Consider the following 23,251-nt stretch of genomic DNA (forward strand, 5'->3'; position numbering starts at 1 on the left):
GATCTGCACGGTTCTGCGCCGCTTGGGGCCGCTTCATCCGTGGCCGGCGCCCGTGCAGTCTCACTCAGGTGAGATTGCGTTATGGATGGTATTTTCCTGCAGCAACTGGTCAACGGCCTGACCCTCGGGTCGGTCTATGGCCTGATCGCCATCGGCTACACAATGGTCTATGGCATCATCGGCATGATCAACTTCGCGCATGGCGAGGTGTATATGATTTCCGCGTACCTCGCGGCAATCAGCCTGGCATTGCTGGCCTATTTCGGCGTCGAGTCGTTCCCGCTACTGATGTTGGGCACGCTGTTGTTCACCGTCGTCGTCACGGGCGTTTATGGCTTCACCATCGAACGCATCGCCTACAAACCCCTGCGCAACTCCACCCGCCTAGCACCGCTGATCAGTGCCATCGGCATCTCGCTGATTTTGCAGAACTACGCACAGATCAGCCAGGGCGCCCGCCAGCAAGGCGTGCCGACCCTGCTTGAAGGGGCCTTGCGCGTTGAAGTCGGCACCGGCTTCGTGCAACTGACCTACACCAAGATCTTCATCCTGATCGCCGCCTTCGTGGGCATGGGCCTGCTGACCTACGTGATCAAGTACACCAAGCTCGGCCGCATGTGCCGTGCTACCCAGCAAGACCGCAAGATGGCTTCGATCCTGGGCATCAACACCGACCGGGTGATTTCCTACGTGTTTGTCATCGGTGCGGTAATGGCCGCCCTGGCAGGTGTGCTGATCACCATGAACTACGGCACCTTCGACTTCTACGCAGGCTTCATCATCGGCATCAAGGCGTTCACTGCCGCAGTGCTCGGGGGTATCGGCTCGCTGCCTGGCGCCATGCTCGGGGGGATCATTCTGGGTATTTCCGAGTCGCTGTTCTCTGGCCTGATCAACTCCGACTACAAGGACGTGTTCAGCTTCTCGCTGCTGGTGATGATCCTTATCTTCCGCCCACAAGGCCTGCTGGGTCGCCCGCTCGTGGCTAAGGTGTGAACATGTCCGTTGCCAAAACTGCCTCTGCTTCCGAAACCAAAGGTTTCGACCTTAAACGCAGCCTGCTGGAGACCATCGTCGCCGGCCTGCTGGCACTCATTGTGTTTGGCCCGGTCGTTGGCGTGGTGCTCGACGGCTACACCTTCAACGCCGAGCCCCGCCGTGTGGCCTGGCTGGTCGGCGGGGTGATGCTGGGGCGCTTCCTGCTCAGCCTGTACCTGCAGACCGCCGCTGGCGTGCGCATGCTCCAGGGCTTCGATAGCGGTGGGTCGGGCGTGCATGTGAACGCGCCGGACTACAAGTCGCGCTTGCGCTACATCATCCCGGCGCTGGTGGTGATTGCCATCGTCTTCCCGATCTTCGCCAACAAGTACCTGCTGACCGTGGTCATCCTCGGCCTGATCTACGTGTTGCTGGGCCTTGGCCTGAACATCGTGGTTGGCCTGGCCGGCTTGCTCGACCTGGGCTACGTGGCGTTCTATGCCATTGGTGCCTACGGCCTGGCGCTGGGTTACCAGTACCTTGGCCTGGGCTTCTGGAGCGTGCTGCCGCTGGCGGCCATCGCGGCGGCGCTGGCGGGGTGCATACTCGGCTTCCCGGTGTTACGCATGCACGGTGACTACCTGGCGATCGTGACCCTGGGCTTTGGCGAGATCATCCGCCTGGTGCTTAACAACTGGTTGTCGTTCACCGGTGGCCCCAACGGCATGCCGGCGCCTTCGCCAACCTTCTTCGGCCTGGAGTTCGGCCGCCGGGCCAAGGACGGCGGGGTGCCGATCCATGAGTTCTTCGGCTTCGAATACAACGCCAACCTCAAGTTCGTGTTCATCTACGCGGTGCTGTTCCTGGTCGTGCTGGCCGTGCTGTACATCAAGCACCGCCTGACCCGCATGCCGGTCGGCCGCGCCTGGGAGGCGCTGCGTGAAGACGAGATCGCCTGCCGGTCGATGGGCCTGAATCACGTATTGGTCAAGCTTTCGGCGTTTACCCTGGGTGCTTCCACTGCCGGCCTGGCCGGGGTGTTCTTTGCCACCTACCAAGGCTTCGTCAACCCGTCGTCGTTCACCTTCTTCGAGTCGGCGCTGATCCTCGCCATCGTCGTGCTGGGTGGCATGGGCTCGACCGTGGGCGTGGTAATCGCAGCGTTCGTGCTGACCGTTGCGCCTGAACTGCTGCGCAGCTTCTCCGAATACCGGGTGCTGCTGTTCGGCGTGCTGATGGTGCTGATGATGATCTGGCGACCGCGTGGGCTGATCCGCATCAGCCGTACCGGTGTGACCCCGCGTAAAGGAGTGGCGCCATGAGCGACGAAATCATTCTCTCGGTCGACAACCTGATGATGCAGTTCGGCGGCATCAAGGCGCTCAGCGATGTCAGCCTCAAGGTCCGGCGCAACCAGATATTCGCCCTGATCGGCCCCAATGGCGCCGGCAAGACTACGGTGTTCAACTGCCTCACCGGTTTCTACAAGGCCAGTGGCGGGCGCATCGAGCTGAACGTGCGCGGCAGCCACACCAACGTCATCCAGCTGCTCGGCGAGCGCTTCCAGGCGGCCGACTTCGTGTCGCCGGCGCGCTTTGCCAACCGCATGTACTACAAGATGTTCGGCGGTACCCACCTGGTCAACCGCGCAGGCCTGGCGCGCACCTTCCAGAACATTCGCCTGTTCAAGGAAATGTCGGTGGTGGAGAACCTGCTGGTGGCCCAGCACATGTGGGTCAACCGCAACCTTTTGGCCGGGGTGCTCAACACCAAGGCCTACCGCAAGGCCGAGAGCGATGCGCTGGACCACGCCTTTTACTGGCTGGAGGTGGTCGACCTGGTCGACTGCGCCAACCGCCTGGCCGGCGAGCTGTCTTACGGCCAGCAGCGCCGCCTGGAAATTGCCCGGGCCATGTGCACGCGGCCGAAGATCATCTGCCTGGACGAACCGGCTGCCGGCCTGAACCCGCAGGAAACCGAGGCTTTAAGCCGCATGATCCGTGTGTTGCGTGACGAACACGACATCACCGTGGTGCTGATTGAGCACGACATGGGCATGGTCATGAGCATTTCCGACCATATCGTGGTGCTGGACCACGGCAACGTGATTGCCGAAGGTGCGCCGCAGGAAATCCGCCACAACCCGACGGTGATCGCCGCCTACCTGGGTGCAGACGAAGAGGAACTGGTATGAGTGCACCCATTCTCGAACTGATGGACCTGGACGTGTTCTACGGGCCGATCCAGGCGCTGAAAAAGGTTTCGATGCACATCAACGAGGGCGAGACAGTCAGCCTGATCGGTGCCAACGGTGCCGGCAAGTCGACCCTGCTGATGTCGATCTTCGGCCAGCCACGGGCAGCCTCCGGGCAAATCGTGTACCGCGGCACGGAAATCACCCGCAAGTCGTCGCACTACATTGCCTCCAACGGCATTGCCCAGTCGCCGGAAGGGCGCCGGGTGTTCCCCGACATGACTGTCGAAGAAAACCTGATGATGGGCACCATCCCGATTGGCGACAAATATGCCAAGGAGGACATGGAGCGCATGTACGAGCTGTTTCCGCGCCTGAAAGAGCGTCGCACGCAGCGGGCGATGACCATGTCCGGCGGCGAGCAGCAGATGCTGGCCATTGCGCGTGCATTGATGAGCCGGCCGAAGTTGCTGCTGCTGGATGAGCCCTCGCTGGGGCTGGCGCCGATCGTGGTCAAGCAGATCTTCTCGACCCTGCGCGAACTGGCCAAGACGGGCATGACCATCTTCCTGGTGGAGCAGAACGCCAACCATGCGCTGAAGCTGTCGGACCGCGCGTATGTGATGGTCAACGGGGAGATCCGCATGACCGGCACCGGGCAGGAGCTGCTGGTCAACGAAGAAGTGCGAAACGCCTATCTTGGCGGGCATTGAGTTGGATGCCGGGGCTGCAAAGCAGCCCCATTCTCAATGTGGACAACTTGCTGCGCCTCTCTCTCGATACACGTCAATAACCACTCGCAAGCGCTTGTTTCCACAAGCTGATCTTGTCCACGGATAATGTGGAGCCGCCTGTGGAAAACATGGTGGCATCTCGCTCCAGCCCTTTGATACCAAGCTCTGCACAGATACGATCATTTTTTGATCACATGCCACTTGTGGACGATTTTCCGAGGTTTTACACAGCCCCGAAATCACTCTGAAATTAGCGCCATGGCTGTGGGTAACTCTGTGTAAAAACATTGGACAGACCGCTACAGGCGGCATGCTTGAAAGCCTTGCGCCATTACCCAAAAGATATCCACCGGCCACAACCCGCTGAAAGGGTTCCGCGCAGTGGACAAGTTGCCCCCAATCCGTGGGGAAAGGCTTGTGGATAACATGCGCATAGCTTGCGCCGAGCCTTCTGCTGCAAGGGTTTGCCGGATATGAACAAAAAATGTACAGCGCCCCGAACGGCTTGCTGACAGCGCCCGGCGCGGGCATGCTGCAAAGCTGCCATGACAACCTACCGTGAGGAACAGAGCATGACGTCCACCGTATTCATCACTGGCGCCACTTCCGGCTTCGGCGAGGCCACTGCCCGCCGCTTCGCCGAAGCAGGCTGGAAGCTGGTGCTAACTGGCCGGCGCAAGGAGCGCCTGGACGCCTTGTGCGCCGAGCTGTCGGCCCAGACCGAAGTGCATGGCCTGGTACTCGATGTCCGTGACCGCAAAGCCATGGAGCAGGCCATCGACAACCTGCCAGCCGGGTTCGAAAAGATCCGTGGCCTGGTCAACAACGCCGGCCTGGCACTGGGTGTGGACGCGGCGCAGAACTGCAGCCTGGACGACTGGGAAACCATGGTCGACACCAATATCAAGGGCCTGATGTACACCACCCGCCTGCTGCTGCCACGGCTGATTGCCCACGGTCGCGGCGCGTCGATCCTCAACGTAGGTTCGGTGGCGGGCAACTACCCGTACCCTGGCAGCAACGTCTATGGCGGCACCAAGGCTTTTGTCGGCCAGTTCTCGCTGAGCCTGCGCTGCGACCTGCGCGGCACCGGTGTGCGCGTGAGTAACATCGAGCCGGGGCTGTGCGAGAGCGAGTTCTCGCTGGTGCGGTTCGGTGGTGACCAGGCCAAGTACGATGCCACCTACGCAGGCGCGGAGCCGATCCAGCCGCAGGACATTGCCGAGACCATCTTCTGGATCCTCAACCAGCCGGCGCACATCAACATCAACAGCCTGGAGCTGATGCCGGTGAGTCAGGACTGGGCAGGGTTCTCCATCGACCGCTCGGTCAAGGGCTGATCCGAGAGGCTAGCTTGAGACATACACTGACCCTGTAGGAGCGGCCTTGTGTCGCGAAAGGGCTGCGAAGCAGCCCCAGGATTTCAGCGAAAATGCACAGATAGCCGGGGCTGCTTCGCAGCCCTTTCGCGACACAAGGCCGCTCCTACAGGGGTCCGTGTGGTTTGCGAGCGAATGCGTCAGCCCAGGCGCTGCAACCCTTCCAGGCAAGTCGCTAAATGGTAGGGAGTAGTCGAAGGCATATCATGCCGGCTGACATTGCCTTCTCCATCCCGGCACTCATACCAACCCGCCTCACGCAGGAACCGCGCTTCCAGCACCTGCAGCTGGTCAGCCAGCTTCGCGTCACTGCCTGCGCGCAACACCAGCGCCCGCAGGTATTCCGCCTGCGCCCAGATCCGTTGGGTAGCGTCGAGCACCTTGCCATCCACATCCAGCATCGCCAGCACCGCCCCATCCTTCACCCCGTACTGCTCGGCAAAGCCGAAAGCCCGGTCGATGGACGCATGCAGCGGCGTGTCACGCAGTAGCGGCGAAGTCTGCAGCAAGTAGAACCACTCGAACTGATGGCCAGGCTCAAACCAGTTATCCACAGCACCGCGTGGTTTTTCCAGCATCAGGCCATGGGCCGGTTCGACGAAGTCCGCCTGCAGCGCTTCACACAGTCGCAGCAGCGATTGCTGGGTATGTTCATCGTCCCGCACCGCAAGCACCTGCAGAAACGCCTCGGCCAGGTGCATCTGAGGGTTTTGCAGCGGGCCGCTGCCCAGATCGGCCCAGTCTTCGCCAAGGCTGGCTTCGTACAGGCCGTCGTCACGGGCGAACTGCTGGTCGATGATGTCCAGCGCGGCGTTCAGGGTGGACTCCACCAGGCTTTCACGCACCTTGCCCCAGTAGTGCGCGCAGGCAAAGACAATGAAGGCGTGGGTGTACAGGTCCTTGCGCCGGTCCAGCGGCTTGCCTTGGGCGTCGATGCTGTAGAACCAGCCACCGTGCTCGGCGTCGTGGAAGTGTTTTTGCAACGAGCGGAACAACGCCGCCGCGCGCTCGGCCGCACCCGGCTGCCCGATACGGCTGCTGAACAGATACAGCTGGCGTGCGCAGGCCATGGCCCGGTAGCGCTGCACCGGCAACGGCTGGTGCTCGGCGTCCAGGGCCTCGTAGGGCAGGGCCATGTCGGCATTCCAGCCCGGGTCTTGCCACAACGGCACGATGCAATCGGCGAAGTGCTGGTTGAAGCGGGCCAGTTCAGGCAGGGTGGGGCGGGGGTTGGGCATCTCGGCGCTCGTCGCTGTCGGGCAGGGCGCCATGGTAGCAGAACTAAGGTTGTGGATTGCCCAGCCCCTGCCAGTGCCGCGCCCCGACAAAGATGAAGCGCAGCTGCTGAGTGATCTTTTCTTGCGCTGTCAGCGCCTGTGGATAACCCGATTCGGGGCTGTCGATAAGCTCGGGCAGGGTCGCGAAAACGGTTTTCACCACCAGGTCGGCCATTACCGCCAGCGCTGCGCTGTCCAGGTGTTGCCAGCGCTTCATGCGCGCAAGGTCGGTGGCCAGGTCATCGCTGATGTCCTGGCGCAGGCGGGCAATGGCCTGGCGCACGGCCTGTGAGCCGCCGTACTGCTCACGGGCCAGAAACAGGAACTGCGCGCGGTGGGCCGCCACCACGTCGAGGAAGATGCGCACGGAAGCATCGGTGATGCCGCCCAGTTCGAATTCGTTCTGGCGCACCAGGCGGATGGTCTGGCGGAAGGTGGTATCGATTTCGGCCACCAGGGCCAGGCCCAGGGCGTCCATGTCGGAAAAATGCCGGTAGAAGCCGGTCGGCACGATACCGGCTGTTTTCGCCACCTCACGCAGGCTGATACTGCCGAAACCACGGCCACTATCCATGAGCAGGCAGGCAGCATCGAGCAGGGCCTGGCGGGTCTGTAGCTTCTGTTCGGCGCGCGGCAGCATGGTGCGGGCTTCTGTGACGGTAAGGCTGGGCACTCTAGATAAAAAAACAAAGCCCGGTCAATGGACCGGGCCTGGAGGGGAGCAAGCGTTGTGACAAAGGTGGTTCTTTTCGGCCATGGGGATCAGCTCACACGGCTGAGTTCAACCAGGCGATCCGAGCCACCTTCGGCGACGCGGCCACTGCGTTCGATCAGGCGATCCGAGCCACCTTCGGCGACGCGGCCACTGCGTTCGATCAGGCGATCCGAGCCACCTTCGGCAACGCGGCCACTGCGTTCGATCAGGCGATCAGAACCACCTTCGGCAACCCGGCCACTGCGTTCGATCAGGCGATCCGAGCCACCTTCGGCAACGCGGCCACTGCGTTCGATCAGGCGATCGGAGCCACCTTCGGCAACACGGCCACTGCGTTCGATCAGGCGATCGGAGCCACCTTCGGCAACACGGCCACTGCGTTCGATCAGGCGGTCAGAGCCCCCTTCGGCAACGGTTTTCAGCGGCTGTGCAATTTCAACTGCGCTGGAACGTGATTCGGCGGTGAGGTGTTGCTCGTCGGCCGGCAGGGCAAAAGCGTTGGCAGCCAGTATGGACAGGGTCAGGGTCAGCAGGTGGCGTTTCATGATTTCGGTGCTCCTCTCGGGGGCTGGAAAGTGGGTACGGAGCCAATGCTACGCTCGGTAACGCCAGAGAGAAGTTCATACGGGTAATGGTAACAATCGACCGCATTGATAGAGGCTCAAACCTGCTCTAGACAGCGCTTTACAGGCCGGGGGTGGTAATTTGATTGTGCTGTTTTCAGGTAGCAGGCATCGCCTGGCGCGACGGTTTGCTGAGCAAAAGGCCAGGAAAACTTCGCTATCATGGCGCACTCGATAAAACCCCACGGGTTTTCCACAGTCCGACATAGTGACTGCCATCGCTGCGCCAGTTTTGTGCCATACCGCAAGGAGAATCACGCAATGACGCGTCCTGCCAGAATCCTCGTCTGGACTCTCGCCACCCTGCTCACCCTGCTGGCGATTCTGGTGGTGTTGATCGCCACCTTCGACTGGAACCGCGTAAAGCCCCTGCTTAACGAAAAAGTGTCCGAGGCGCTGCACCGGCCCTTCGCAATCAACGGCAACCTTGCCCTGCACTGGCGCACCGAGCCGCAAGAGGGTGGCTGGCGTGCCTGGGTACCATGGCCGCATTTCATTGCCGAGGACCTGACCCTGGGCAACCCGGAGTGGCTCAAAGAGCCGAAAATGGTCGGCCTGGAGCGCGTGGAGTTCCGCCTGGCACCATTGCCGCTGCTGTTCCAGCAGATCAGCATCCCGCGCATCGACCTGACCAAGCCCACCGCCAGCCTCACTCGCCTGGCCGATGGCCGGGCCAACTGGACGTTCGACTTCGGCCCCAAGGATGAAAACGCAGAACCTTCCAAATGGCAGCTGGATATCGGTGCGATCGGTTTCGACCAGGGGAATGTCAGCTTCGACGACCAAACACTGAAAACCAGCATGAAGGTGCAGATCGACCCGCTGGGCAAGCCGATCCCGTTCAGCGACATTGTCGGCAAGGCCAGCGCCGAGAAGGCCGGTGGCGCCCAAGACTACGCCTTCGGGCTCAAGGCCCAGGGCCGTTACAAGGGCCAGCCGGTGTCCGGCACCGGCAAGATCGGCGGCCTGCTGGCCCTGCAGGACACCACCCAGCCGTTTCCGCTGCAAGCCGATGTGCGCATCGCCGACACCCACGTAGTGCTCGCCGGCACCTTGACCGACCCGCGTAACCTCGGTGCCCTCGACCTGCGCTTGCGTCTGTCCGGTGCCAGCCTGGGCAACCTCTACCCATTGACCGGGGTAACCTTGCCGGATACCCCGGCCTACTCGACCGACGGCCGCCTCAGCGCCAACCTGCATGCGGCGCAAGGTGCGACGTTCAACTACCAGGGCTTCAACGGCAAGATCGGTGACAGCGACATCCACGGCGACCTGGCCTTCGTGGCCAGCCAGCCACGGCCCAAGCTGTCGGGTAACCTGGTGTCCAACCAGTTGCTGTTCAAGGACCTGGCCCCGCTGATCGGTGCTGACTCCAACGCCGAGCAAAAGGCCCGTGGGGGCGCCAGCAAGCAGCCGACGGGCAAGGTGCTGCCGGTAGAAGAATTCCGCACTGAGCGCTGGCGAGCGATGGACGCTGACGTCACCTTTGCCGGCAAACGCATCGTGCACAGCACGCAACTACCGTTCAATGACCTTTCAGCCCACGTAATTCTCGAAGACGGTCTGCTGCGCCTGGAGCCCCTGCGTTTTGGCGTGGCCGGCGGCAACCTGGCCTCCAGAATCCGCCTGGACGGTCGCAGCGTGCCCTTGCAGGGCCGCGCCCAACTGACAGCCCGGGGCTTCAAGCTCAAGCAGCTGTTCCCCACTTTCGCGCCGATGCAGACCAGCTTTGGTGAGTTGAACGGCGATGCTGACATCAGTGGCCGCGGCAATTCGGTGGCGGCCTTGCTGGGTACGGCCAATGGCGACCTGCGGATGCTGATCAACGATGGCGCGATCAGCCGCAGCCTGATGGAGATTGCCGGCTTGAATGTCGGCAACTACGTGGTCGGCAAGTTGTTCGGTGATGAGGATGTGAAGATCAATTGCGCGGCGGCTGATGTGGGTATCAAAGATGGGTTGGCGACGACCCGCCTGTTTATCTTCGATACCGAGAACGCGATCATCTCCATCAACGGCTCGGCCAATTTTGCTTCTGAGCAACTGGACTTGAAGGTCACCCCGGAATCGAAAGGGCTGCGGCTGTTTTCGCTGCGTTCGCCTCTGTACGTACGTGGGCCGTTTGCCAAGCCCAATGCCGGTGTGCAGGCACTGCCGTTGGCGCTGCGTGGTGCAGGAATGGTGGCGCTGGGCGTGGTGGCCGGGCCGGCGGCGGGGTTGCTGGCGCTGATTGCACCCAGCAGTGGGGATGATCCCAACCAGTGCACGCCGCTGTTGCAGCAGATGAAGGCGGGCAAGGCGCCGGCTGCGGTGAAAGGGCGGAAATAGCAGGGGGCCGCTGTGCGGCCCATTCGCGGCACAAGGCCGCTCCCACAGGTATTACACAAGCCTTCAGGCCTGTGAAGTCCCTGTGGGAGCGGCCTTGTGCCGCGAATGGGCTGCAAAGCAGCCCCTGCGATTACAGCCCTTGCAGAAGGTCGGACATGTCGTCCGCGTGCTCTTCTTCCTGCGCCAGGATGTCTTCAAACATCCGCCGCGTAGTCGGGTCTTTATCGCCAATGTACTGAATGATCTCGCGGTAGCTATCAATGGCGATCCGCTCCGCCACCAGATCTTCCAGAACCATCTCCTTCAACGAATTGCCCGCCACGTACTGGGCATGAGAATTCTTGGTCAGGTTATCGGGGTTGAAGTCCGGCTCGCCGCCCAGCTGCACGATGCGCTCGGCCAGCTTGTCGGCGTGTTCGGCTTCCTGGTTGGCATGCTCCAGGAATTCCGCAGCAGCCACGCTGGCCTTGATGCCGCTGGCCATGAAGTAGTGGCGCTTGTAGCGCAGTACACACACCAGCTCGGTGGCCAGTGACTCGTTCAGCAGGCGCAGGATTTCCTTGCGGTCGGCGTGATAGCCCTCGGTCACCGCGCCTTGCTCGACATGCTGGCGGGCACGCTCGCGCAGGGTTTTCACATCGGTCAGTTCAACGTTGCTCATGGTTATCTCCAGACAGATCAGGACGGTAGGTGAAAGTGGGACGCAGGCTTACGCGCCATGGACGGCGTCGCTATCCTCCTGGCGTTGTTTGCAAGTCTTGAAACCCTTGGCATCAACGTGGCCGGTGGCGTCGAAGCGTACGTAATAGGGCTGCTGCTTGCCGTCGCGGTTGAGGATGTAGTCGTTGCAGGTACCCCCGTGCGGCAGGTCGATCACGTTCGACGGGCTGCCGCCGATGGCGATGACCTTCTGCATGGTCATGCCGTGCTCCACCTGCTTGACCAGCGGTTCGTCGCGGTAGGTGACGTAGTCCACCGGGTTTTCCGGGCGGCTGCCGCAGGCGGCCAGGGTGGCGCTTGCCAGAAGGATTGCCAGGGTCTGCTTGTACATGGTCCCGCTCCTTGCAAAGGGTCTGTGTGGTTTGGAACCACAGCGCGCGCCGGGAGTTCGATTGCGATGGTCATGATTGCCGCTGTAGTGTTGGCCGGTCGTCCACGGAAAGGGGGCAGGGTAATGCAGCAGGAATTGGCCACGCGATACCCGTTGGTGCTGGTGCCGGGCATGCTCGGGTTTGTCCGGTTGGTGCTCTACCCCTACTGGTTCGGCATCGTGCCGGCCCTGCGCAAGGGCGGGGCGCAGGTGTATCCGGTGCAGGTTTCGCCGCTGCACTCCAGTGAAGTGCGTGGTGAGCAGTTGTTGGCGATCATCGAAGACATCTGCCAGCGCACCGGCGCCGACAAGGTCAACCTCATCGGCCATAGCCAGGGTGCCCTGAGTGCGCGCTATGCCGCGGCCAGGCGGCCGGAACGCGTGGCTTCGGTCACCTCGGTGGCTGGCCCCAATCACGGCTCGGAACTGGCGGACCACCTGGAGCGCACGGCGCCAGGCGATTCTGCCCAGGGGCGCATCCTCAAGGCCGTGCTGCATGGTTTTGCCCAGATGCTGGTGTGGCTGGAAACCGGCTGGCGGCGCGACCCGCTGCCGGTCGACGTGCACGCGTCGCACCAGTCGCTGACCAGCGTCGGGGTTGCGCTGTTCAATCAGGCTTATCCACAGGGCCTGCCGCAGGCCTGGGGCGGTGAAGGTGCCTATGAGGTCGATGGCGTGCGCTATTACTCCTGGTCCGGCACCTTGCAGCCCGGCCTGACTGACCAAGGCCGCAACCGTTTTGACGGCAGCAACCGCTTCTGCCGCCTGTTTGCGCGCAGTTTCGTCAAGGAGAAGGGCCAGTGCGACGGCATGGTCGGGCGTTTCAGCTCGCACCTGGGGCAGGTGATTGGCGACAACTACCCGCTCGATCACCTTGATATCGTCAATCAGTCGCTTGGCGCCGTGGGCAAAGGTGCCGATCCGGTGCGGCTGTTCACCGAACATGCCGCCCGGCTCAAGGCTGCCGGGCTTTAGCGGCGGATCGGCGTGGTCCAGCGCTCGGCCAGCACTACCCCGGCCAGGGTCAGCAAGCCGCCGACCAGGTGGTAGCTGGCCAGTTGCTCGTCGAGCACGGCCGCGGCTATCAGCGCCGTGACCAGCGGCAGCAGGTTGAAAAACAGCGTGGTGCGGCTTGGCCCCAGGCGATGCACAGCCTGCATCCACACCAGCGGCGCGACCATCGAGGCCAGTACGCAGGCGTACAGCACCAGGCCGATGATCTGGCTGTTCAGGCCCGTCTTGTCCGACAGCAGGAACAGCGGCAGCAACACGACGATAGCCACCAGCACTTGCAGGTACAGCAGCTGCATCGGCGGCAGGCGCAACTGCCATTTTTTCAGCAGGAAGCTGTACAGCGCGTAGGCCAGGGTGGCCACCAGCATTAGCAGGTCGCCGCTGTTCAGGCCTTGCTGCAACAGGCTGGCCGGGTGGCCGGCGCTGACGACTTCGAGCACTCCGAACAACGACACCAGCGCGCCCAGCAGGGCGCCGTAGCTCAGGCGTTGGCCCAGCCAGGCGATGGACAGCGCCAGCGACATGAGTGGCATCAGCGAAAGGATGATGCCCATGTTGGTAGCGCTTGTGATGCCGGCGGCGAAGTAGGCCAGGCTCTGGTACAACGCCATGCCCAGTACGCCCAGCACGAACACCTTGCCCAGGTGTGGGCGAATGGCTGCGCGGTTGAGCCACACGGCAGGTAACATGAACGGGGTGAACAGCAGGGCGGCCAGCAGCCAGCGATAGAAGCCGATCTCTGCGGGGTGGATGGCACCGGCGGACATCTTGGTGACCACGGTATTGCCGGCCCAGATCAGGATGGCAGTGAGGGGGAACAGGTAATTCATGTAGCAGCGTACTCGTTTTGGGCTGATTGGGGCTGCAAAGCAGGCCCCGATTGCAGCCATTATCGACTGTCCGCCAGCAGGTCTATACTCCTATACAGCCAACCCACCCCGCCAAACAGTCAGCATGCCGCCCAAACACCTCAACATCCCCCAATTCACCCGGCTCCCCGCCCCGGTGTACTTCCGCCACGACGAGTTCGGTGCCGACACCCTCAGCGCCCCGCACCGCCACACCTGGGGCCAGCTCAACTATTCCGCTCATGGCGTGATGCAGCTGAACGTCGCCGGCCAGCGTTTCCTATCGCCGCCGCACTACGCCGTGTGGGTGCCGCCGGATACCGAGCATGGCTGCTACAACCCCCAGGCCATCGTCTACCGCTCGATCTACCTGGACCGCAGCCTGTGCGCCGCGCTCCCGCAGCAACCTTGCAGCCTGATGATCAGCGATATCCTCAAGGCCATCCTCGGCGACTTCGCCCGGCGCGACCTCAAGGTGGCCGAGGAGGAGCGTGACCAGCGGCTGGTGCAGGTGCTGCTCGACCAGTTGCTGCTGGCGCCCACCCAGGCCTGCTACCTGCCGTTCGCCCACAGCGAAGGCCTGCGCCAGGTGCTCGACGCGCTCAGCGCCGAACCCGGCGACAACCGCCCGCTGGCCGAGTGGGCTGCCCGTGTGCATGTCAGCGAGCGCACCCTGGCCCGCCAGTTCTTGCGCGAACTGGGCATGAGCTTTGGCGAATGGCGCCTGCGCCTGCGTTTTTTGCGTGCCATCGAAGCGCTGGAGGCCGGCCTGCCCATTCAGGCCATCGCCTTCGACCTTGGCTACAGCAGCGCTTCGGCGTTCATTGCCATGTTCCAGCGCCAGGCCCGCTGCACGCCCGAGCAGTACCGCCGCCAGGCGCGGGCGGGGCGCTGAGAATTCTTGGCTACACTCAGCTCGACCCCCGTGCATCGGGCGCGGAGCCAAGGAGACCACTCCATGAAAGTGCTGCAAATTCCAATGCTGGTGTTGGCGGTGTTGTTCAGCGCCCAAGGCTTCGCGGCCAATACCGCGCAGCAGGAAAAAATGAAAACCTGCAACGCCGACGCCACCACCAAGGCCTTGAAGGGCGATGAGCGCAAAGCCTACATGAGCACCTGCCTGAAGAAAGACGTGCCGCAAACCCAGCAAGACAAGATGAAAACCTGCAACGCCGACGCCACCACCAAGACCCTGAAAGGTGACGAGCGCAAGGCCTTCATGAGCAACTGCCTGAAGAAGAAATGACCCGCGCCTATGCCTGCAGGCATAAGGCTGGCAGACTGCGGGCATTCCCGCTGTCTGCCGTCGAGGCTGTATGACCTTTACCCCCCGCCAGATCACCCTGGCCAGCCTGATCATCGTCATGGGCGGGCTGCTGCTGGCTTTGCCCCTGAAGTTGCTGCCCAGCCTACTGGCTGGCTTGCTGGTGTTCGAACTGGTCAACATGCTGACCCCACGCCTGCAACCGCTGCTGGCCGGCCAACGCGCGCGCTGGCTGGCCGTGGCGCTGCTCGGCACGCTGGTGGTCAGCACCCTGACCCTGGTGATTGCCGGCGCCTTCAGCTTCCTGCTGCACGAGGCGGAAAACCCCGGCGCTTCGCTGGACAAGTTCATGGCCCTGGTCGAGCAGGCCCGCAGCCAGCTGCCGCCGTTCATCGAAGCCTACCTGCCCGCCAGTGCTGCCGAATTCAAGGTGGCCATCGGCGACTGGATCAAGAGCCATCTCAGTGACCTGCAGCTGGTGGGCAAGGGCATGGCGCACATGTTCGTGACGCTGCTGATCGGCATGATCCTTGGTGCCATCATTGCCTTGCAGCGCATTCCCGATGTATCCCGGCGCAAGCCACTGGCGGCGGCGCTGTTCGAGCGCCTGAACCTGCTGGTGAAGGCGTTTCGCAACATCGTCTTCGCGCAGATCAAGATCTCGTTGCTGAACACGGCCTTTACCGGCATTTTCCTGGCCGTGGTGATGCCGCTGTTCGGCGTGCACTTGCCCCTGACCAAGACGCTGATCGTGCTGACCTTCCTGCTGGGCTTGCTGCCAGTGATCGGCAACCTGATGTCCAATACCCTGATCACCATCGTCGGCCTGTCGCTGTCGGTCTGGGTGGCGGCGGCGGCGCTGGGTTACCTGATCGTCATCCACAAGGTCGAGTACTTCCTCAACGCGCGGATCGTCGGTGGGCAGATCAGTGCCAAGGCGTGGGAACTGCTGCTGGCGATGCTGGTGTTCGAGGCGGCGTTCGGGCTGCCTGGTGTGGTGGCGGGGCCGATCTACTATGCCTACCTCAAGAGTGAGCTGAAGCGGGAAGAGCTGGTCTGATCTCCTGTCCCGGCCCTTTCGCGGGACAAGCCCGCTCCCACAGGATCACCATTGCCGCTGAGCTATAGGTAATCCTGTGGGAGCGGGCTTGTCCCGCGAAGAGGCCGGCGCAGGTTACAGATAGGTATCAGGCCGCTCCGTAGCGCTTGCGGGCTTCGATAGCCAGGCCACTACCAATGCTGCCAAAGATATTGCCTTCCACATGCCGCGCATTCGGCAGCATTGCCGCCACACTGTTGCGCAACGCCGGAATACCGCTGGAACCACCCGTGAAGAACACCGTATCGACCTGGCTTTCGCTCACGCCAGCCTTGGCCAGCAACTCGGTCACGCTACCGCGCACACGCTCCAGCAACCCATCGATCGCCTCTTCAAACAGCACGCGGGTCAGCTCTGCAGTCAGCTCAGGCTCGACCCGGCGCAGGTCGATGCTGCGGCTGGTGTGCTCGGTCAGCTCGATCTTGCTGGCTTCCACTTCCATCGCCAGCCAGTGCCCGGCACGTTGCTCGATCAACTTGAACAGGCGGTCGATACCAAAGCTGTCCTCGATGTCGTAGCGCATGCTGCCCAGCGCCAGTTGCGACTTTTGCGCGTACACGGCGTTGATGGTGTGCCAGGTGGCCAGGTTGAGGTGGTAGCTGGTGGGCATCAGCGCGCCGCTCTTCATGCGGCTGCCGTAGCCGAACAGCGGCATCACGCCCTGCAGGCTCAGCTGCTTGTCGAAGTCGGTACCGCCGATGTGCACGCCGCCGGTGGCGAGAATGTCGCTTTGGCGCTCGGCGACCAGGTGGCGCTCGGGCGACAGGCGGATCAGGGTAAAGTCCGAAGTACCCCCGCCTATGTCGACGATCAGCACCAGCTCTTCACGGCTGATGCCTGACTCGTAGTCGAACGCCGCGGCAATCGGCTCGTACTGGAACGACACGTCCTTGAAGCCGATCTTGCGCGCCACGTCGGCCAGGGTGTCCTCGGCTTCCTGGTCGGCCGCCGGGTCTTCGTCGACGAAGAACACCGGCCTGCCCAGTACCACCTGCTCGAATTCGCGGCCAGCGGCGGCCTCGGCGCGCTTTTTCAGCTCACCGATGAACATGCCCAGCAGGTCCTTGAACGGCAGGGCGCTGCCCAGCACGCTGGTGTCGTGCTTGATCAGCTTGGAGCCCAGCAGGCTTTTCAGCGAGCGCATCAGGCGGCCTTCGTAGCCTTCCAGGTACTCGTGCAGCGCCAGGCGGCCATACACCGGGCGGCGCTCTTCGATGTTGAAGAACACCACCGAGGGCAAGGTGATCTTGCCGTCTTCCAGGGCAATCAGCGACTCCACGCCAGGGCGGTGCCAGCCGACCGTGGAGTTGGAGGTGCCAAAGTCGATGCCCAGGGCGCGGGCCGGGGATACGTCAGACATGGGAAATCAGCTTCCGGAGCGAAAACGGCCGCGCAGTGTATGCCACTTGGCTACAGAATCAAGACCAGTCGTCTGCCATGGCGCAAACCCAAAGCGCCCTTGAAAGGCTATGCTTGACCCCTATCTTCAGTTGCAACACGCACTTTCACATTGGTGATCCACAGATGGACTTCAAAGACTATTACAAGATACTCGGCGTAGAGCCCACGGCGGACGACAAGGCGATCAAGGCCGCGTACCGCAAGCTGGCGCGCAAGTATCACCCCGATGTCAGCAAGGAACGCGACGCCGAGGACAAGTTCAAAGAGGCCAACGAGGCCTACGAAGTGCTGGGCGACGCGCAGAAACGTGCCGAATTCGACGAAATTCGCAAGTACGGAGGCCAGCATGGCCGGCCGTTCCAGGCACCACCGGGCTGGGAAAACCGAGGCGGCGGTGGTGGCTTCGAAGGCGGCGACTTCTCCGACTTCTTCAGCTCGATGTTTGGTGGTGGCCGGGGAGGCAGCCCCTTCGGTGGCGCCCGGCAGCAGCAACGCAGTGCCGGCAGGCGGGGGCAGGACGTGGAGCTTGAACTGGCAGTATTCCTTGAAGAGACCCTGAGCAAGGAATCCAAGCAGATCAGCTTCCAGGTGCCGCAAACCAATGCCATGGGCCAACGCACCGGCTTCACCACCAAGACCCTGAACGTGAAGATTCCGGCCGGGGTGACCGACGGCGAGCGTATCCGGCTCAAGGGCCAGGGCGCGCCGGGCAGCGGTGGCGGGGCCAATGGGGACCTGTTCCTGACCATCCGCATGGCACCGCACCCGCTGTTCGATGTCGAAGGCCATGACCTGATCATCACCGTGCCGCTGGCACCGTGGGAAGCGGCCCTGGGCACCAAGGTGGCGGTGCCTACCCTGGAAGGCAAGATCAACCTGACCATCCGCCCCGACAGCCAGAGCGGCCAGCGCCTTCGGGTGCCGGGCAAGGGCCTGGCGAACAAGAGCGGTGAGCGCGGCAACCTTTACGCGCAATTGAAAGTGGTTATGCCGCCGACCTCCGATGAGGCTGCCCGCGAACTGTGGACCCAGCTTTCCGAGAAGGCTGCGTTCAACCCGAGGACACAATGGAGTAAGTGATCATGAGCAGCACCCTGATCGTTCAACTGGACATGCGTACCTTGTGTCAGGAAGCCGATGTCACGGCGGACTGCGTGATCGAAATCGTCGAACACGGCATTGTCGAACCCTCTGGGCGAACGCCTGAGGATTGGTTGTTCGACGATCAGGCGCCGCTGCTGACCAAGCGTGCGGCCAAGCTGCACCAGGAATTGGAGCTGGAGTGGGAAGGGGTGGCGCTGGCGCTGGAGCTGTTGCAGGAAGTGCAGCAGTTGCGCAGTGAGAACAACATGCTGAGACAGAGGCTGGGCAGGTTTACCCAAATGTAAGGTTTGCAGGCCCGGCCTCTTCGCGGGGCAAGCCCGCTCCCACAGGTACTTCACTGAATCTGAAGGGAGTGGGTTACTTGTGGGAGCGGGCTTGTCCCGCGAAGAGGCCGGTTCAGCCGACATCAATTTCAGGTCGGTTCAGCCCCCGGGTTCAGCACCAGTTGCATGAAGGTCAGGTCCAGCCAGCGGCCAAACTTCACACCCACCTGAGGCATTTGCCCGGTCACCACGAAGCCCAGCCGCTCATGAATGCGCACCGAAGCGGTATTGCCACTTTCAATGGCCGCGACCATCACGTGCTTGCCGCAATCCCGCGCACGCTCCACCAGCGCCGCCATCAATACCGGCCCCAGCCCCTTGCCACGCTGGTCGCCGCGGATATACACCGAGTGCTCCACGGTGTAGCGAAACCCTTCAAACGGCCGCCAGTCGCCAAACGAGGCATACCCCAGTACACCCGTCTCATCCACAGCCACCAAGATCGGATACCCCTGCTGCGCCCGCGCTTCAAACCAGGCCTGGCGGTTGCCCAGGTCGACCGGGGTTTCGTTCCAGATCGCCGTGGTATTGCGCACCGCGTCGTTGTAGATGTCGAGGATGCCCGGTACGTCAGTGGGCAGGGCGTCGCGGATTTCGTAACTCATGACAGCGTCTCGCAGGGTCGTTGCTCGCAGATTAAATGGTTACCAGCCCACGCACACCTTCGGCTTGCATGTTTTCACCACGGCCGCGCTGCACTATCTCGCCACGGGCCATGACCAGGTACTGGTCGGCCAGTGCTTCGGCAAAGTCGTAGAACTGCTCCACCAGCAGGATGGCCATGTCGCCGCGCTCGGCCAGGCGGCGGATGACCGCACCGATTTCCTTGATGACCGAGGGCTGGATGCCTTCGGTCGGTTCGTCAAGAATCAGCAGGCGCGGGCGGCTGGCCAAAGCGCGGCCGATGGCCAGCTGTTGTTGCTGGCCACCGGACAAGTCGCCGCCTCGACGTTGCTTCATCTGCTCCAGCACCGGGAACAGTTCGTAGATGAACGCTGGCACTTCACGGGCTTCACGGGCAGGGAAGCGTGACAGGCCCATCAGCAGGTTTTCCTCGACAGTAAGGCGTGGGAAAATCTCGCGGCCTTGGGGCACGTAGGCAATGCCAGCGTGGACCCGCTGTTGCGGTTTGAGGGCGGTGATCGGCTTGCCTTCCCATGTGATGCTGCCGTCGCGGGCGGGTACCAGGCCCATCAGGCAGCGCAGCAAGGTGGTCTTGCCCACGCCATTGCGGCCGAGCAGGCAGGTGACTTCGCCGACTTTGGCTTCGAAAGACAGGCCGCGCAGGATGTGGCTGCCGCCGTAGTACTGGTGCAACGTGTCGATTTTCAGCATGTCATGTCCTTGGAATTGATCATCGGCCCAGGTACACCTCGACCACCCGCTCATCCGCCTGCACCTGCTCCAGCGACCCCTCTGCCAGCACACTGCCCTGGTGCAGCACGGTCACATGGTCGGCAATGCTGCCGACAAAGCCCATGTCATGCTCCACCACCATCAGCGAATGCTTGCCTGCCAGGCCTTTGAACAGCTCGGCGGTAAACTCGGTCTCGGCATCGGTCATGCCGGCCACCGGCTCATCCAGCAACAGCAGTTGCGGCTCCTGCACCAGCAACATGCCAATTTCCAGAAACTGCTTTTGCCCGTGCGACAGTAAGCCGGCCTGGCGCTGGGCCAGGGGCAGCAGGCGCAAGGTGGTCAGCACTTCATCGATGCGCTGGCGCTGCTCGCCACTCAAGCGCGCCACCAGGCTGGCCCATACCGACTTGTCGGCCTTCAGCGCCAGCTCCAGGTTTTCGAACACTGTCAGCGCCTCGAACACCGTGGGCTTCTGGAACTTGCGGCCAATGCCGGCCTGGGCGATCTGGTATTCGCTCATGCGGGTCAGGTCGAGGGTGTCGCCAAAGTAGGCGCTGCCAGTGTCGGGGCGGGTCTTGCCGGTGATCACGTCCATCATCGTGGTCTTGCCGGCGCCGTTGGGGCCGATGATGCAGCGCAGTTCGCCCACGCCGATGTACAGGTTCAGCGCGTTGAGCGCCTTGAAACCATCGAAGCTGACGCTGATGTCCTCAAGGCTAAGCACCGTGCCGTGGCGGGTGTCGAGGCCGGCCTTGCGGCTTTGACCAAGGCCGATGGCGTCGCGGCCGGCGCCGAGCTGGTCGAATACCGGTTCGAGCATGAATTCCGGGTGTACCGGGGGCACGCCTCTCATGGCTGGCTCCTTTTCTTCAACAGGCCGACCACGCCCTTGGGCAGGTACAGGGTGACGACGATGAACAGCGCGCCGAGGAAGAACAGCCAGAACTCCGGGAAGGCCACGGTGAACCAGCTCTTCATGCCATTGACCAGGCCGGCGCCGAGCAGCGGGCCGATCAGCGTGCCGCGCCCGCCCAGGGCCACCCACACGGCGGCTTCGATGGAGTTGGTCGGCGACATTTCGCTGGGGTTGATGATGCCCACCTGCGGCACGTACAGCGCGCCCGCCAGGCCGCACAGTACAGCGCTCAGCACCCACACCAGCAGCTTGAAACCGCGCGGGTCGTAGCCGCAGAACATCAGGCGGTTCTCGGCGTCGCGCACGCCGGTAAGCAGGCGGCCGAACTTGCTGCGGGTCAGGCGCCAGCACAGGTACAGGCTGGCCAGCAGCAGGCCGACGGTGAGCAGGAACAGCACGGCCCGGGTGCCCTGCGCGGTGATGTCGAAGCCGAGGATGGTGCGGAAGCTGGTGAAGCCGTTGTTGCCGCCAAAGCCGGTTTCGTTGCGGAAGAACAGCAGCATGCCGGCGAAGGTCAGGGCCTGGGTCATGATCGAAAAGTACACGCCTTTGATCCGCGAGCGAAAGGCGAACCAGCCGAACACCAGCGCCAGCAGCCCAGGCGCCAGCACCACCAGGCACAGGGCCCAGGCAAAATGCTGGGTACCGGCCCAGTACCATGGCAGCTCGGTCCACGACAGGAATGCCATGAACCCTGGAAGGGCGTCACCGGATGCCTGGCGCATCAGGTACATGCCCATGGCATAGCCACCAAGGGCGAAGAACAGGCCGTGACCCAGCGACAGCAGGCCGGCATAGCCCCAGACCAGGTCCAGGGCCAGGGCGACGATGGCGTAGCAGAGGATCTTGCCGACCAGGGTCAGGGTGTAGGCCGACACTTGCAAGGTATGGTCTGTCGGCAGCAGTGAGAGCAACGGCAGGGCTACCAGCAGCAGGACGACGAGGGCGCCGATGGCCAGGGTCAGGCGTGGCCCGGCCTTTTGTGTAGCGGTGACAAGCAGTGGCTGGTTCATCAGTCGATTACCCGTCCCTTGAGGGCGAACAGGCCTTGCGGGCGCTTCTGGATGAACAGAATGATCAACGCAAGGATGAGGATCTTGCCGAGCACGGCACCGATCTGCGGTTCCAGCAGTTTGTTGGCGATGCCAAGGCCGAATGCTGCCCAGAGGCTGCCGGCCAATTGCCCGACACCACCCAGCACCACCACCAGGAACGAGTCGATGATGTAGCTCTGGCCCAGGTCCGGGCCAACGTTGCCGACCTGGCTCAGGGCTACGCCGCCAAGCCCGGCGATGCCCGAGCCCAGGCCGAAGGCGAGCATGTCGACGCGTCCGGTGGGCACGCCGCAGCAGGCGGCCATGTTGCGGTTCTGGGTGACCGCACGCACGTTCAGGCCCAGCCGAGTGCGGTTGAGCAGCAGCCAGGTGAGCAGCACCACGGCCAGGGCGAAGCCGATGATCACCAGACGGTTGTATGGCAGCACCAGGTTCGGCAGCAGCTGGATGCCGCCGGACAGCCATGCCGGGTTGCTGACCTCGACATTTTGCGCGCCGAACAGCAGGCGGATGGCCTGAATCAGGATCAGGCTGATGCCCCAGGTGGCCAGTAAGGTTTCCAGCGGGCGACCGTAGAGGTGGCGGATCACCGTGCGTTCCAGCGCCATGCCGACCCCGGCACTGACGGCAAAGGCCACCGGCAGGGCAATCAGCGGGTAAAACTCGATGGCGCCCGGGGCGTAGCGTTGCAACAGCACCTGGACCATGTAGGTGCTGTAGGCGCCAAGCATCAGCATCTCGCCGTGGGCCATGTTGATCACCCCCAGCAGGCCGAAGGTGATCGCAAGGCCGAGCGCAGCCAGCAGCAGGATCGAACCGAGCGACAGGCCGCTGAACGCCTGGCCGAGCAGTTCGCCAACCAGCAGCTTGCGCTTGACCTGGGCCAGGCTGGTTTCGGCAGCGGTGCGCACGCCCGGGTCGGCTTCTGCGTCGGGTTGCAGCAGCGCTTCAAGGCGGGTGCGGGCCACCGGGTCACCGGTTTCGCCCAGCAAGCGCACGGCGGCCAAGCGCACGGCTGGCTCGCTGGCGCCCAGTTGCAGGTTGGCCAGGGCCAGGCCGAGGGCGGCGTGCACGGCGGCGTCTGGCTCGCTGGCGAAGCGCCGGTCGAGGAAGGCCATTTGTGCCGGTTGTGCGCTTTTTTGCAGTTGTTGCGCGGCGGTCAGACGCGTTTCGCTGTTGTCACTGAGCAACTGGTGGCTGGCCAGGGCGTTGTCGATCAGGCCGCGCAGGCGGTTGTTCAGGCGGACTTTGCGGGTGTCATCGCTGGCGATGCGGCCCTGACGCAGGTTGTCCAGTAGTGGCAGGCGCGCGGCATCGGGTTGCGCCGCCCAACCTTCGAGCAGGCGGGCTTGCTCGGCGGGCTTGGCGGTGAGGAAGAATTCGCCCTCGCTGGCCTGGGTGGCCAGAGGCATTAGCAGGAGTAAGGTGAGCAGGAGTCTGAGCATGCGGGCAATCCTGGAAATCGGCGGTGGATTCTTCGCGGGTGAACCCGCTCCCACAGGTACGGCGCAAGCGCTGAAGTTTGTGCAATCCCTGTGGGAGGTACGGTG

General features: G+C 62.9%; 24 protein-coding genes. 12 read left to right on the top strand and 12 right to left on the bottom strand.

Features of this window, described 5'->3' with window-relative positions; all coding sequences use genetic code 11:
• The first annotated feature begins 81 nt into the window (after positions 1-81).
• The 5 genes from P0Y58_05125 to P0Y58_05145 all read left to right on the top strand — a co-directional run bounded on the left by P0Y58_05125 (position 82) and on the right by P0Y58_05145 (position 5,246).
• On the top strand, positions 82-996 hold the full coding sequence (locus P0Y58_05125) for a branched-chain amino acid ABC transporter permease (GenBank protein WEK31581.1): 915 nt from the start codon (positions 82-84) through the stop codon (positions 994-996).
• A 2-nt stretch (positions 997-998) separates the two neighbouring features.
• On the top strand, positions 999-2,300 hold the full coding sequence (gene livM, locus P0Y58_05130) for a high-affinity branched-chain amino acid ABC transporter permease LivM (protein WEK31582.1): 1,302 nt from the start codon (positions 999-1,001) through the stop codon (positions 2,298-2,300).
• Positions 2,297-3,172, top strand: a complete 876-nt coding sequence (locus P0Y58_05135) for an ATP-binding cassette domain-containing protein (GenBank protein WEK31583.1) — start codon at positions 2,297-2,299, stop codon at positions 3,170-3,172. The genes livM and P0Y58_05135 overlap by 4 nt, the downstream gene beginning before the upstream one ends.
• Positions 3,169-3,885 (top strand): ABC transporter ATP-binding protein, encoded by a 717-nt coding sequence (locus tag P0Y58_05140; protein WEK31584.1) that lies wholly within the window; start codon positions 3,169-3,171, stop codon positions 3,883-3,885. Before P0Y58_05135 ends, P0Y58_05140 begins: the two co-directional genes overlap by 4 nt.
• Before the next feature lie 593 nt (positions 3,886-4,478).
• The gene (locus P0Y58_05145; GenBank protein WEK31585.1) at positions 4,479-5,246 is read left to right on the top strand and encodes an SDR family oxidoreductase; all 768 of its coding nucleotides are present in this window, start codon (positions 4,479-4,481) and stop codon (positions 5,244-5,246) included.
• A 179-nt stretch (positions 5,247-5,425) separates the two neighbouring features.
• On the opposite strand, the gene P0Y58_05150 is transcribed toward P0Y58_05145, so the two are convergent.
• From P0Y58_05150 to P0Y58_05160, 3 genes are all read right to left on the bottom strand, one after another.
• Positions 5,426-6,523: an AGE family epimerase/isomerase gene (locus tag P0Y58_05150; protein WEK31586.1), complete on the bottom strand. Its 1,098-nt coding sequence runs from the start codon at positions 6,521-6,523 to the stop codon at positions 5,426-5,428.
• A 43-nt stretch (positions 6,524-6,566) separates the two neighbouring features.
• The gene (locus P0Y58_05155; protein WEK31587.1) at positions 6,567-7,202 is read right to left on the bottom strand and encodes a TetR family transcriptional regulator; all 636 of its coding nucleotides are present in this window, start codon (positions 7,200-7,202) and stop codon (positions 6,567-6,569) included.
• A gap of 122 nt (positions 7,203-7,324) precedes the next feature.
• Positions 7,325-7,822 (bottom strand): phage infection protein, encoded by a 498-nt coding sequence (locus P0Y58_05160; GenBank protein WEK31588.1) that lies wholly within the window; start codon positions 7,820-7,822, stop codon positions 7,325-7,327.
• A gap of 339 nt (positions 7,823-8,161) precedes the next feature.
• Here P0Y58_05160 and P0Y58_05165 point away from each other — a divergent pair, with 339 nt between their 5' ends.
• Complete coding sequence (locus tag P0Y58_05165) at positions 8,162-10,228, top strand: AsmA family protein (GenBank protein WEK31589.1); 2,067 nt, start codon at positions 8,162-8,164, stop codon at positions 10,226-10,228.
• A gap of 130 nt (positions 10,229-10,358) precedes the next feature.
• Here the strand turns inward: P0Y58_05165 and P0Y58_05170 are convergent, their stop codons facing one another.
• Complete coding sequence (locus P0Y58_05170) at positions 10,359-10,889, bottom strand: ferritin-like domain-containing protein (GenBank protein WEK31590.1); 531 nt, start codon at positions 10,887-10,889, stop codon at positions 10,359-10,361.
• A 48-nt stretch (positions 10,890-10,937) separates the two neighbouring features.
• Positions 10,938-11,279 (bottom strand): osmotically-inducible lipoprotein OsmE, encoded by a 342-nt coding sequence (osmE, locus tag P0Y58_05175; GenBank protein ID WEK31591.1) that lies wholly within the window; start codon positions 11,277-11,279, stop codon positions 10,938-10,940.
• 123 nt (positions 11,280-11,402) lie between these two features.
• On the opposite strand from osmE, the gene P0Y58_05180 reads away from it, so the two are divergent.
• Positions 11,403-12,293, top strand: a complete 891-nt coding sequence (locus P0Y58_05180) for a triacylglycerol lipase (protein WEK31592.1) — start codon at positions 11,403-11,405, stop codon at positions 12,291-12,293.
• Here the strand turns inward: P0Y58_05180 and P0Y58_05185 are convergent.
• On the bottom strand, positions 12,290-13,162 hold the full coding sequence (locus P0Y58_05185) for a DMT family transporter (protein WEK31593.1): 873 nt from the start codon (positions 13,160-13,162) through the stop codon (positions 12,290-12,292). The two genes, P0Y58_05180 and P0Y58_05185, sit on opposite strands and share 4 nt — an antisense overlap.
• 124 nt (positions 13,163-13,286) lie before the next feature.
• Between P0Y58_05185 and P0Y58_05190 the strand changes: the two genes are divergently transcribed.
• From P0Y58_05190 to P0Y58_05200, 3 genes are all read left to right on the top strand, one after another.
• Positions 13,287-14,075, top strand: coding sequence for a helix-turn-helix transcriptional regulator (locus tag P0Y58_05190; protein ID WEK31594.1), 789 nt, complete (start codon positions 13,287-13,289; stop codon positions 14,073-14,075).
• A gap of 63 nt (positions 14,076-14,138) precedes the next feature.
• Positions 14,139-14,426, top strand: coding sequence for a PsiF family protein (locus P0Y58_05195; protein ID WEK31595.1), 288 nt, complete (start codon positions 14,139-14,141; stop codon positions 14,424-14,426).
• Between the two features lie 70 nt (positions 14,427-14,496).
• Positions 14,497-15,504 (top strand): hypothetical protein, encoded by a 1,008-nt coding sequence (locus tag P0Y58_05200; protein WEK31596.1) that lies wholly within the window; start codon positions 14,497-14,499, stop codon positions 15,502-15,504.
• A 127-nt stretch (positions 15,505-15,631) separates the two neighbouring features.
• Here the strand turns inward: P0Y58_05200 and P0Y58_05205 are convergent, their stop codons facing one another.
• Positions 15,632-16,903 carry an Hsp70 family protein gene (locus P0Y58_05205; GenBank protein WEK31597.1) on the bottom strand — a complete coding sequence of 424 codons (1,272 nt, stop codon included), beginning with the start codon at positions 16,901-16,903 and terminating at the stop codon, positions 15,632-15,634.
• A gap of 164 nt (positions 16,904-17,067) precedes the next feature.
• Here P0Y58_05205 and cbpA point away from each other — a divergent pair, with 164 nt between their 5' ends.
• A complete protein-coding gene (cbpA, locus tag P0Y58_05210; GenBank protein WEK31598.1) occupies positions 17,068-18,024 on the top strand; it encodes a curved DNA-binding protein in 957 nt (318 codons plus the stop codon).
• Positions 18,025-18,026: 2 nt separating this feature from the next.
• Complete coding sequence (locus P0Y58_05215; protein ID WEK31599.1) at positions 18,027-18,332, top strand: chaperone modulator CbpM; 306 nt, start codon at positions 18,027-18,029, stop codon at positions 18,330-18,332.
• Between the two features lie 128 nt (positions 18,333-18,460).
• Here the strand turns inward: P0Y58_05215 and P0Y58_05220 are convergent, their stop codons facing one another.
• Genes P0Y58_05220 through urtB form a run of 5 tightly spaced genes read right to left on the bottom strand, consistent with a single transcriptional unit; the run spans position 18,461 to position 23,113 of the window.
• Positions 18,461-18,976, bottom strand: a complete 516-nt coding sequence (locus P0Y58_05220; GenBank protein ID WEK31600.1) for a GNAT family N-acetyltransferase — start codon at positions 18,974-18,976, stop codon at positions 18,461-18,463.
• A 31-nt stretch (positions 18,977-19,007) separates the two neighbouring features.
• The gene (gene urtE / locus P0Y58_05225; protein WEK31601.1) at positions 19,008-19,706 is read right to left on the bottom strand and encodes an urea ABC transporter ATP-binding subunit UrtE; all 699 of its coding nucleotides are present in this window, start codon (positions 19,704-19,706) and stop codon (positions 19,008-19,010) included.
• Positions 19,707-19,725: 19 nt separating this feature from the next.
• Positions 19,726-20,583, bottom strand: coding sequence for an urea ABC transporter ATP-binding protein UrtD (gene urtD / locus P0Y58_05230; protein WEK31602.1), 858 nt, complete (start codon positions 20,581-20,583; stop codon positions 19,726-19,728).
• The gene (urtC, locus tag P0Y58_05235; protein ID WEK31603.1) at positions 20,580-21,659 is read right to left on the bottom strand and encodes an urea ABC transporter permease subunit UrtC; all 1,080 of its coding nucleotides are present in this window, start codon (positions 21,657-21,659) and stop codon (positions 20,580-20,582) included. The genes urtD and urtC overlap by 4 nt, the downstream gene beginning before the upstream one ends.
• A complete protein-coding gene (urtB, locus tag P0Y58_05240) occupies positions 21,659-23,113 on the bottom strand; it encodes an urea ABC transporter permease subunit UrtB (GenBank protein WEK33277.1) in 1,455 nt (484 codons plus the stop codon). Before urtB ends, urtC begins: the two co-directional genes overlap by 1 nt.
• Positions 23,114-23,251 lie beyond the last annotated feature (138 nt).

Source organism: Candidatus Pseudomonas phytovorans (assembly GCA_029202525.1).
In the GTDB taxonomy this organism is placed as follows: Bacteria; Pseudomonadota; Gammaproteobacteria; order Pseudomonadales; family Pseudomonadaceae; genus Aquipseudomonas; species Aquipseudomonas phytovorans.

Bases quoted from the DNA above. Each gene is read 5' to 3' on its own strand.
- P0Y58_05185 (WEK31593.1), bottom strand. From the start codon at position 13,162: ATGAATTACCTGTTCCCCCTCACTGCCATCCTGATCTGGGCCGGCAAT.
- P0Y58_05170 (WEK31590.1), bottom strand. From the start codon at position 10,889: ATGAGCAACGTTGAACTGACCGATGTGAAAACCCTGCGCGAGCGTGCC.
- P0Y58_05155 (WEK31587.1), bottom strand. From the start codon at position 7,202: ATGCTGCCGCGCGCCGAACAGAAGCTACAGACCCGCCAGGCCCTGCTC.
- P0Y58_05180 (WEK31592.1), top strand. From the start codon at position 11,403: ATGCAGCAGGAATTGGCCACGCGATACCCGTTGGTGCTGGTGCCGGGC.
- P0Y58_05145 (WEK31585.1), top strand. From the start codon at position 4,479: ATGACGTCCACCGTATTCATCACTGGCGCCACTTCCGGCTTCGGCGAG.
- P0Y58_05200 (WEK31596.1), top strand. From the start codon at position 14,497: ATGACCTTTACCCCCCGCCAGATCACCCTGGCCAGCCTGATCATCGTC.
- P0Y58_05125 (WEK31581.1), top strand. From the start codon at position 82: ATGGATGGTATTTTCCTGCAGCAACTGGTCAACGGCCTGACCCTCGGG.
- P0Y58_05160 (WEK31588.1), bottom strand. From the start codon at position 7,822: ATGAAACGCCACCTGCTGACCCTGACCCTGTCCATACTGGCTGCCAAC.
- urtD (WEK31602.1), bottom strand. From the start codon at position 20,583: ATGAGAGGCGTGCCCCCGGTACACCCGGAATTCATGCTCGAACCGGTA.
- P0Y58_05135 (WEK31583.1), top strand. From the start codon at position 2,297: ATGAGCGACGAAATCATTCTCTCGGTCGACAACCTGATGATGCAGTTC.
- P0Y58_05190 (WEK31594.1), top strand. From the start codon at position 13,287: ATGCCGCCCAAACACCTCAACATCCCCCAATTCACCCGGCTCCCCGCC.
- cbpA (WEK31598.1), top strand. From the start codon at position 17,068: ATGGACTTCAAAGACTATTACAAGATACTCGGCGTAGAGCCCACGGCG.
- livM (WEK31582.1), top strand. From the start codon at position 999: ATGTCCGTTGCCAAAACTGCCTCTGCTTCCGAAACCAAAGGTTTCGAC.
- P0Y58_05215 (WEK31599.1), top strand. From the start codon at position 18,027: ATGAGCAGCACCCTGATCGTTCAACTGGACATGCGTACCTTGTGTCAG.
- P0Y58_05150 (WEK31586.1), bottom strand. From the start codon at position 6,523: ATGCCCAACCCCCGCCCCACCCTGCCTGAACTGGCCCGCTTCAACCAG.
- osmE (WEK31591.1), bottom strand. From the start codon at position 11,279: ATGTACAAGCAGACCCTGGCAATCCTTCTGGCAAGCGCCACCCTGGCC.
- urtB (WEK33277.1), bottom strand. From the start codon at position 23,113: ATGCCTCTGGCCACCCAGGCCAGCGAGGGCGAATTCTTCCTCACCGCC.
- P0Y58_05140 (WEK31584.1), top strand. From the start codon at position 3,169: ATGAGTGCACCCATTCTCGAACTGATGGACCTGGACGTGTTCTACGGG.
- P0Y58_05205 (WEK31597.1), bottom strand. From the start codon at position 16,903: ATGTCTGACGTATCCCCGGCCCGCGCCCTGGGCATCGACTTTGGCACC.
- urtE (WEK31601.1), bottom strand. From the start codon at position 19,706: ATGCTGAAAATCGACACGTTGCACCAGTACTACGGCGGCAGCCACATC.
- P0Y58_05220 (WEK31600.1), bottom strand. From the start codon at position 18,976: ATGAGTTACGAAATCCGCGACGCCCTGCCCACTGACGTACCGGGCATC.
- P0Y58_05195 (WEK31595.1), top strand. From the start codon at position 14,139: ATGAAAGTGCTGCAAATTCCAATGCTGGTGTTGGCGGTGTTGTTCAGC.
- P0Y58_05165 (WEK31589.1), top strand. From the start codon at position 8,162: ATGACGCGTCCTGCCAGAATCCTCGTCTGGACTCTCGCCACCCTGCTC.
- urtC (WEK31603.1), bottom strand. From the start codon at position 21,659: ATGAACCAGCCACTGCTTGTCACCGCTACACAAAAGGCCGGGCCACGC.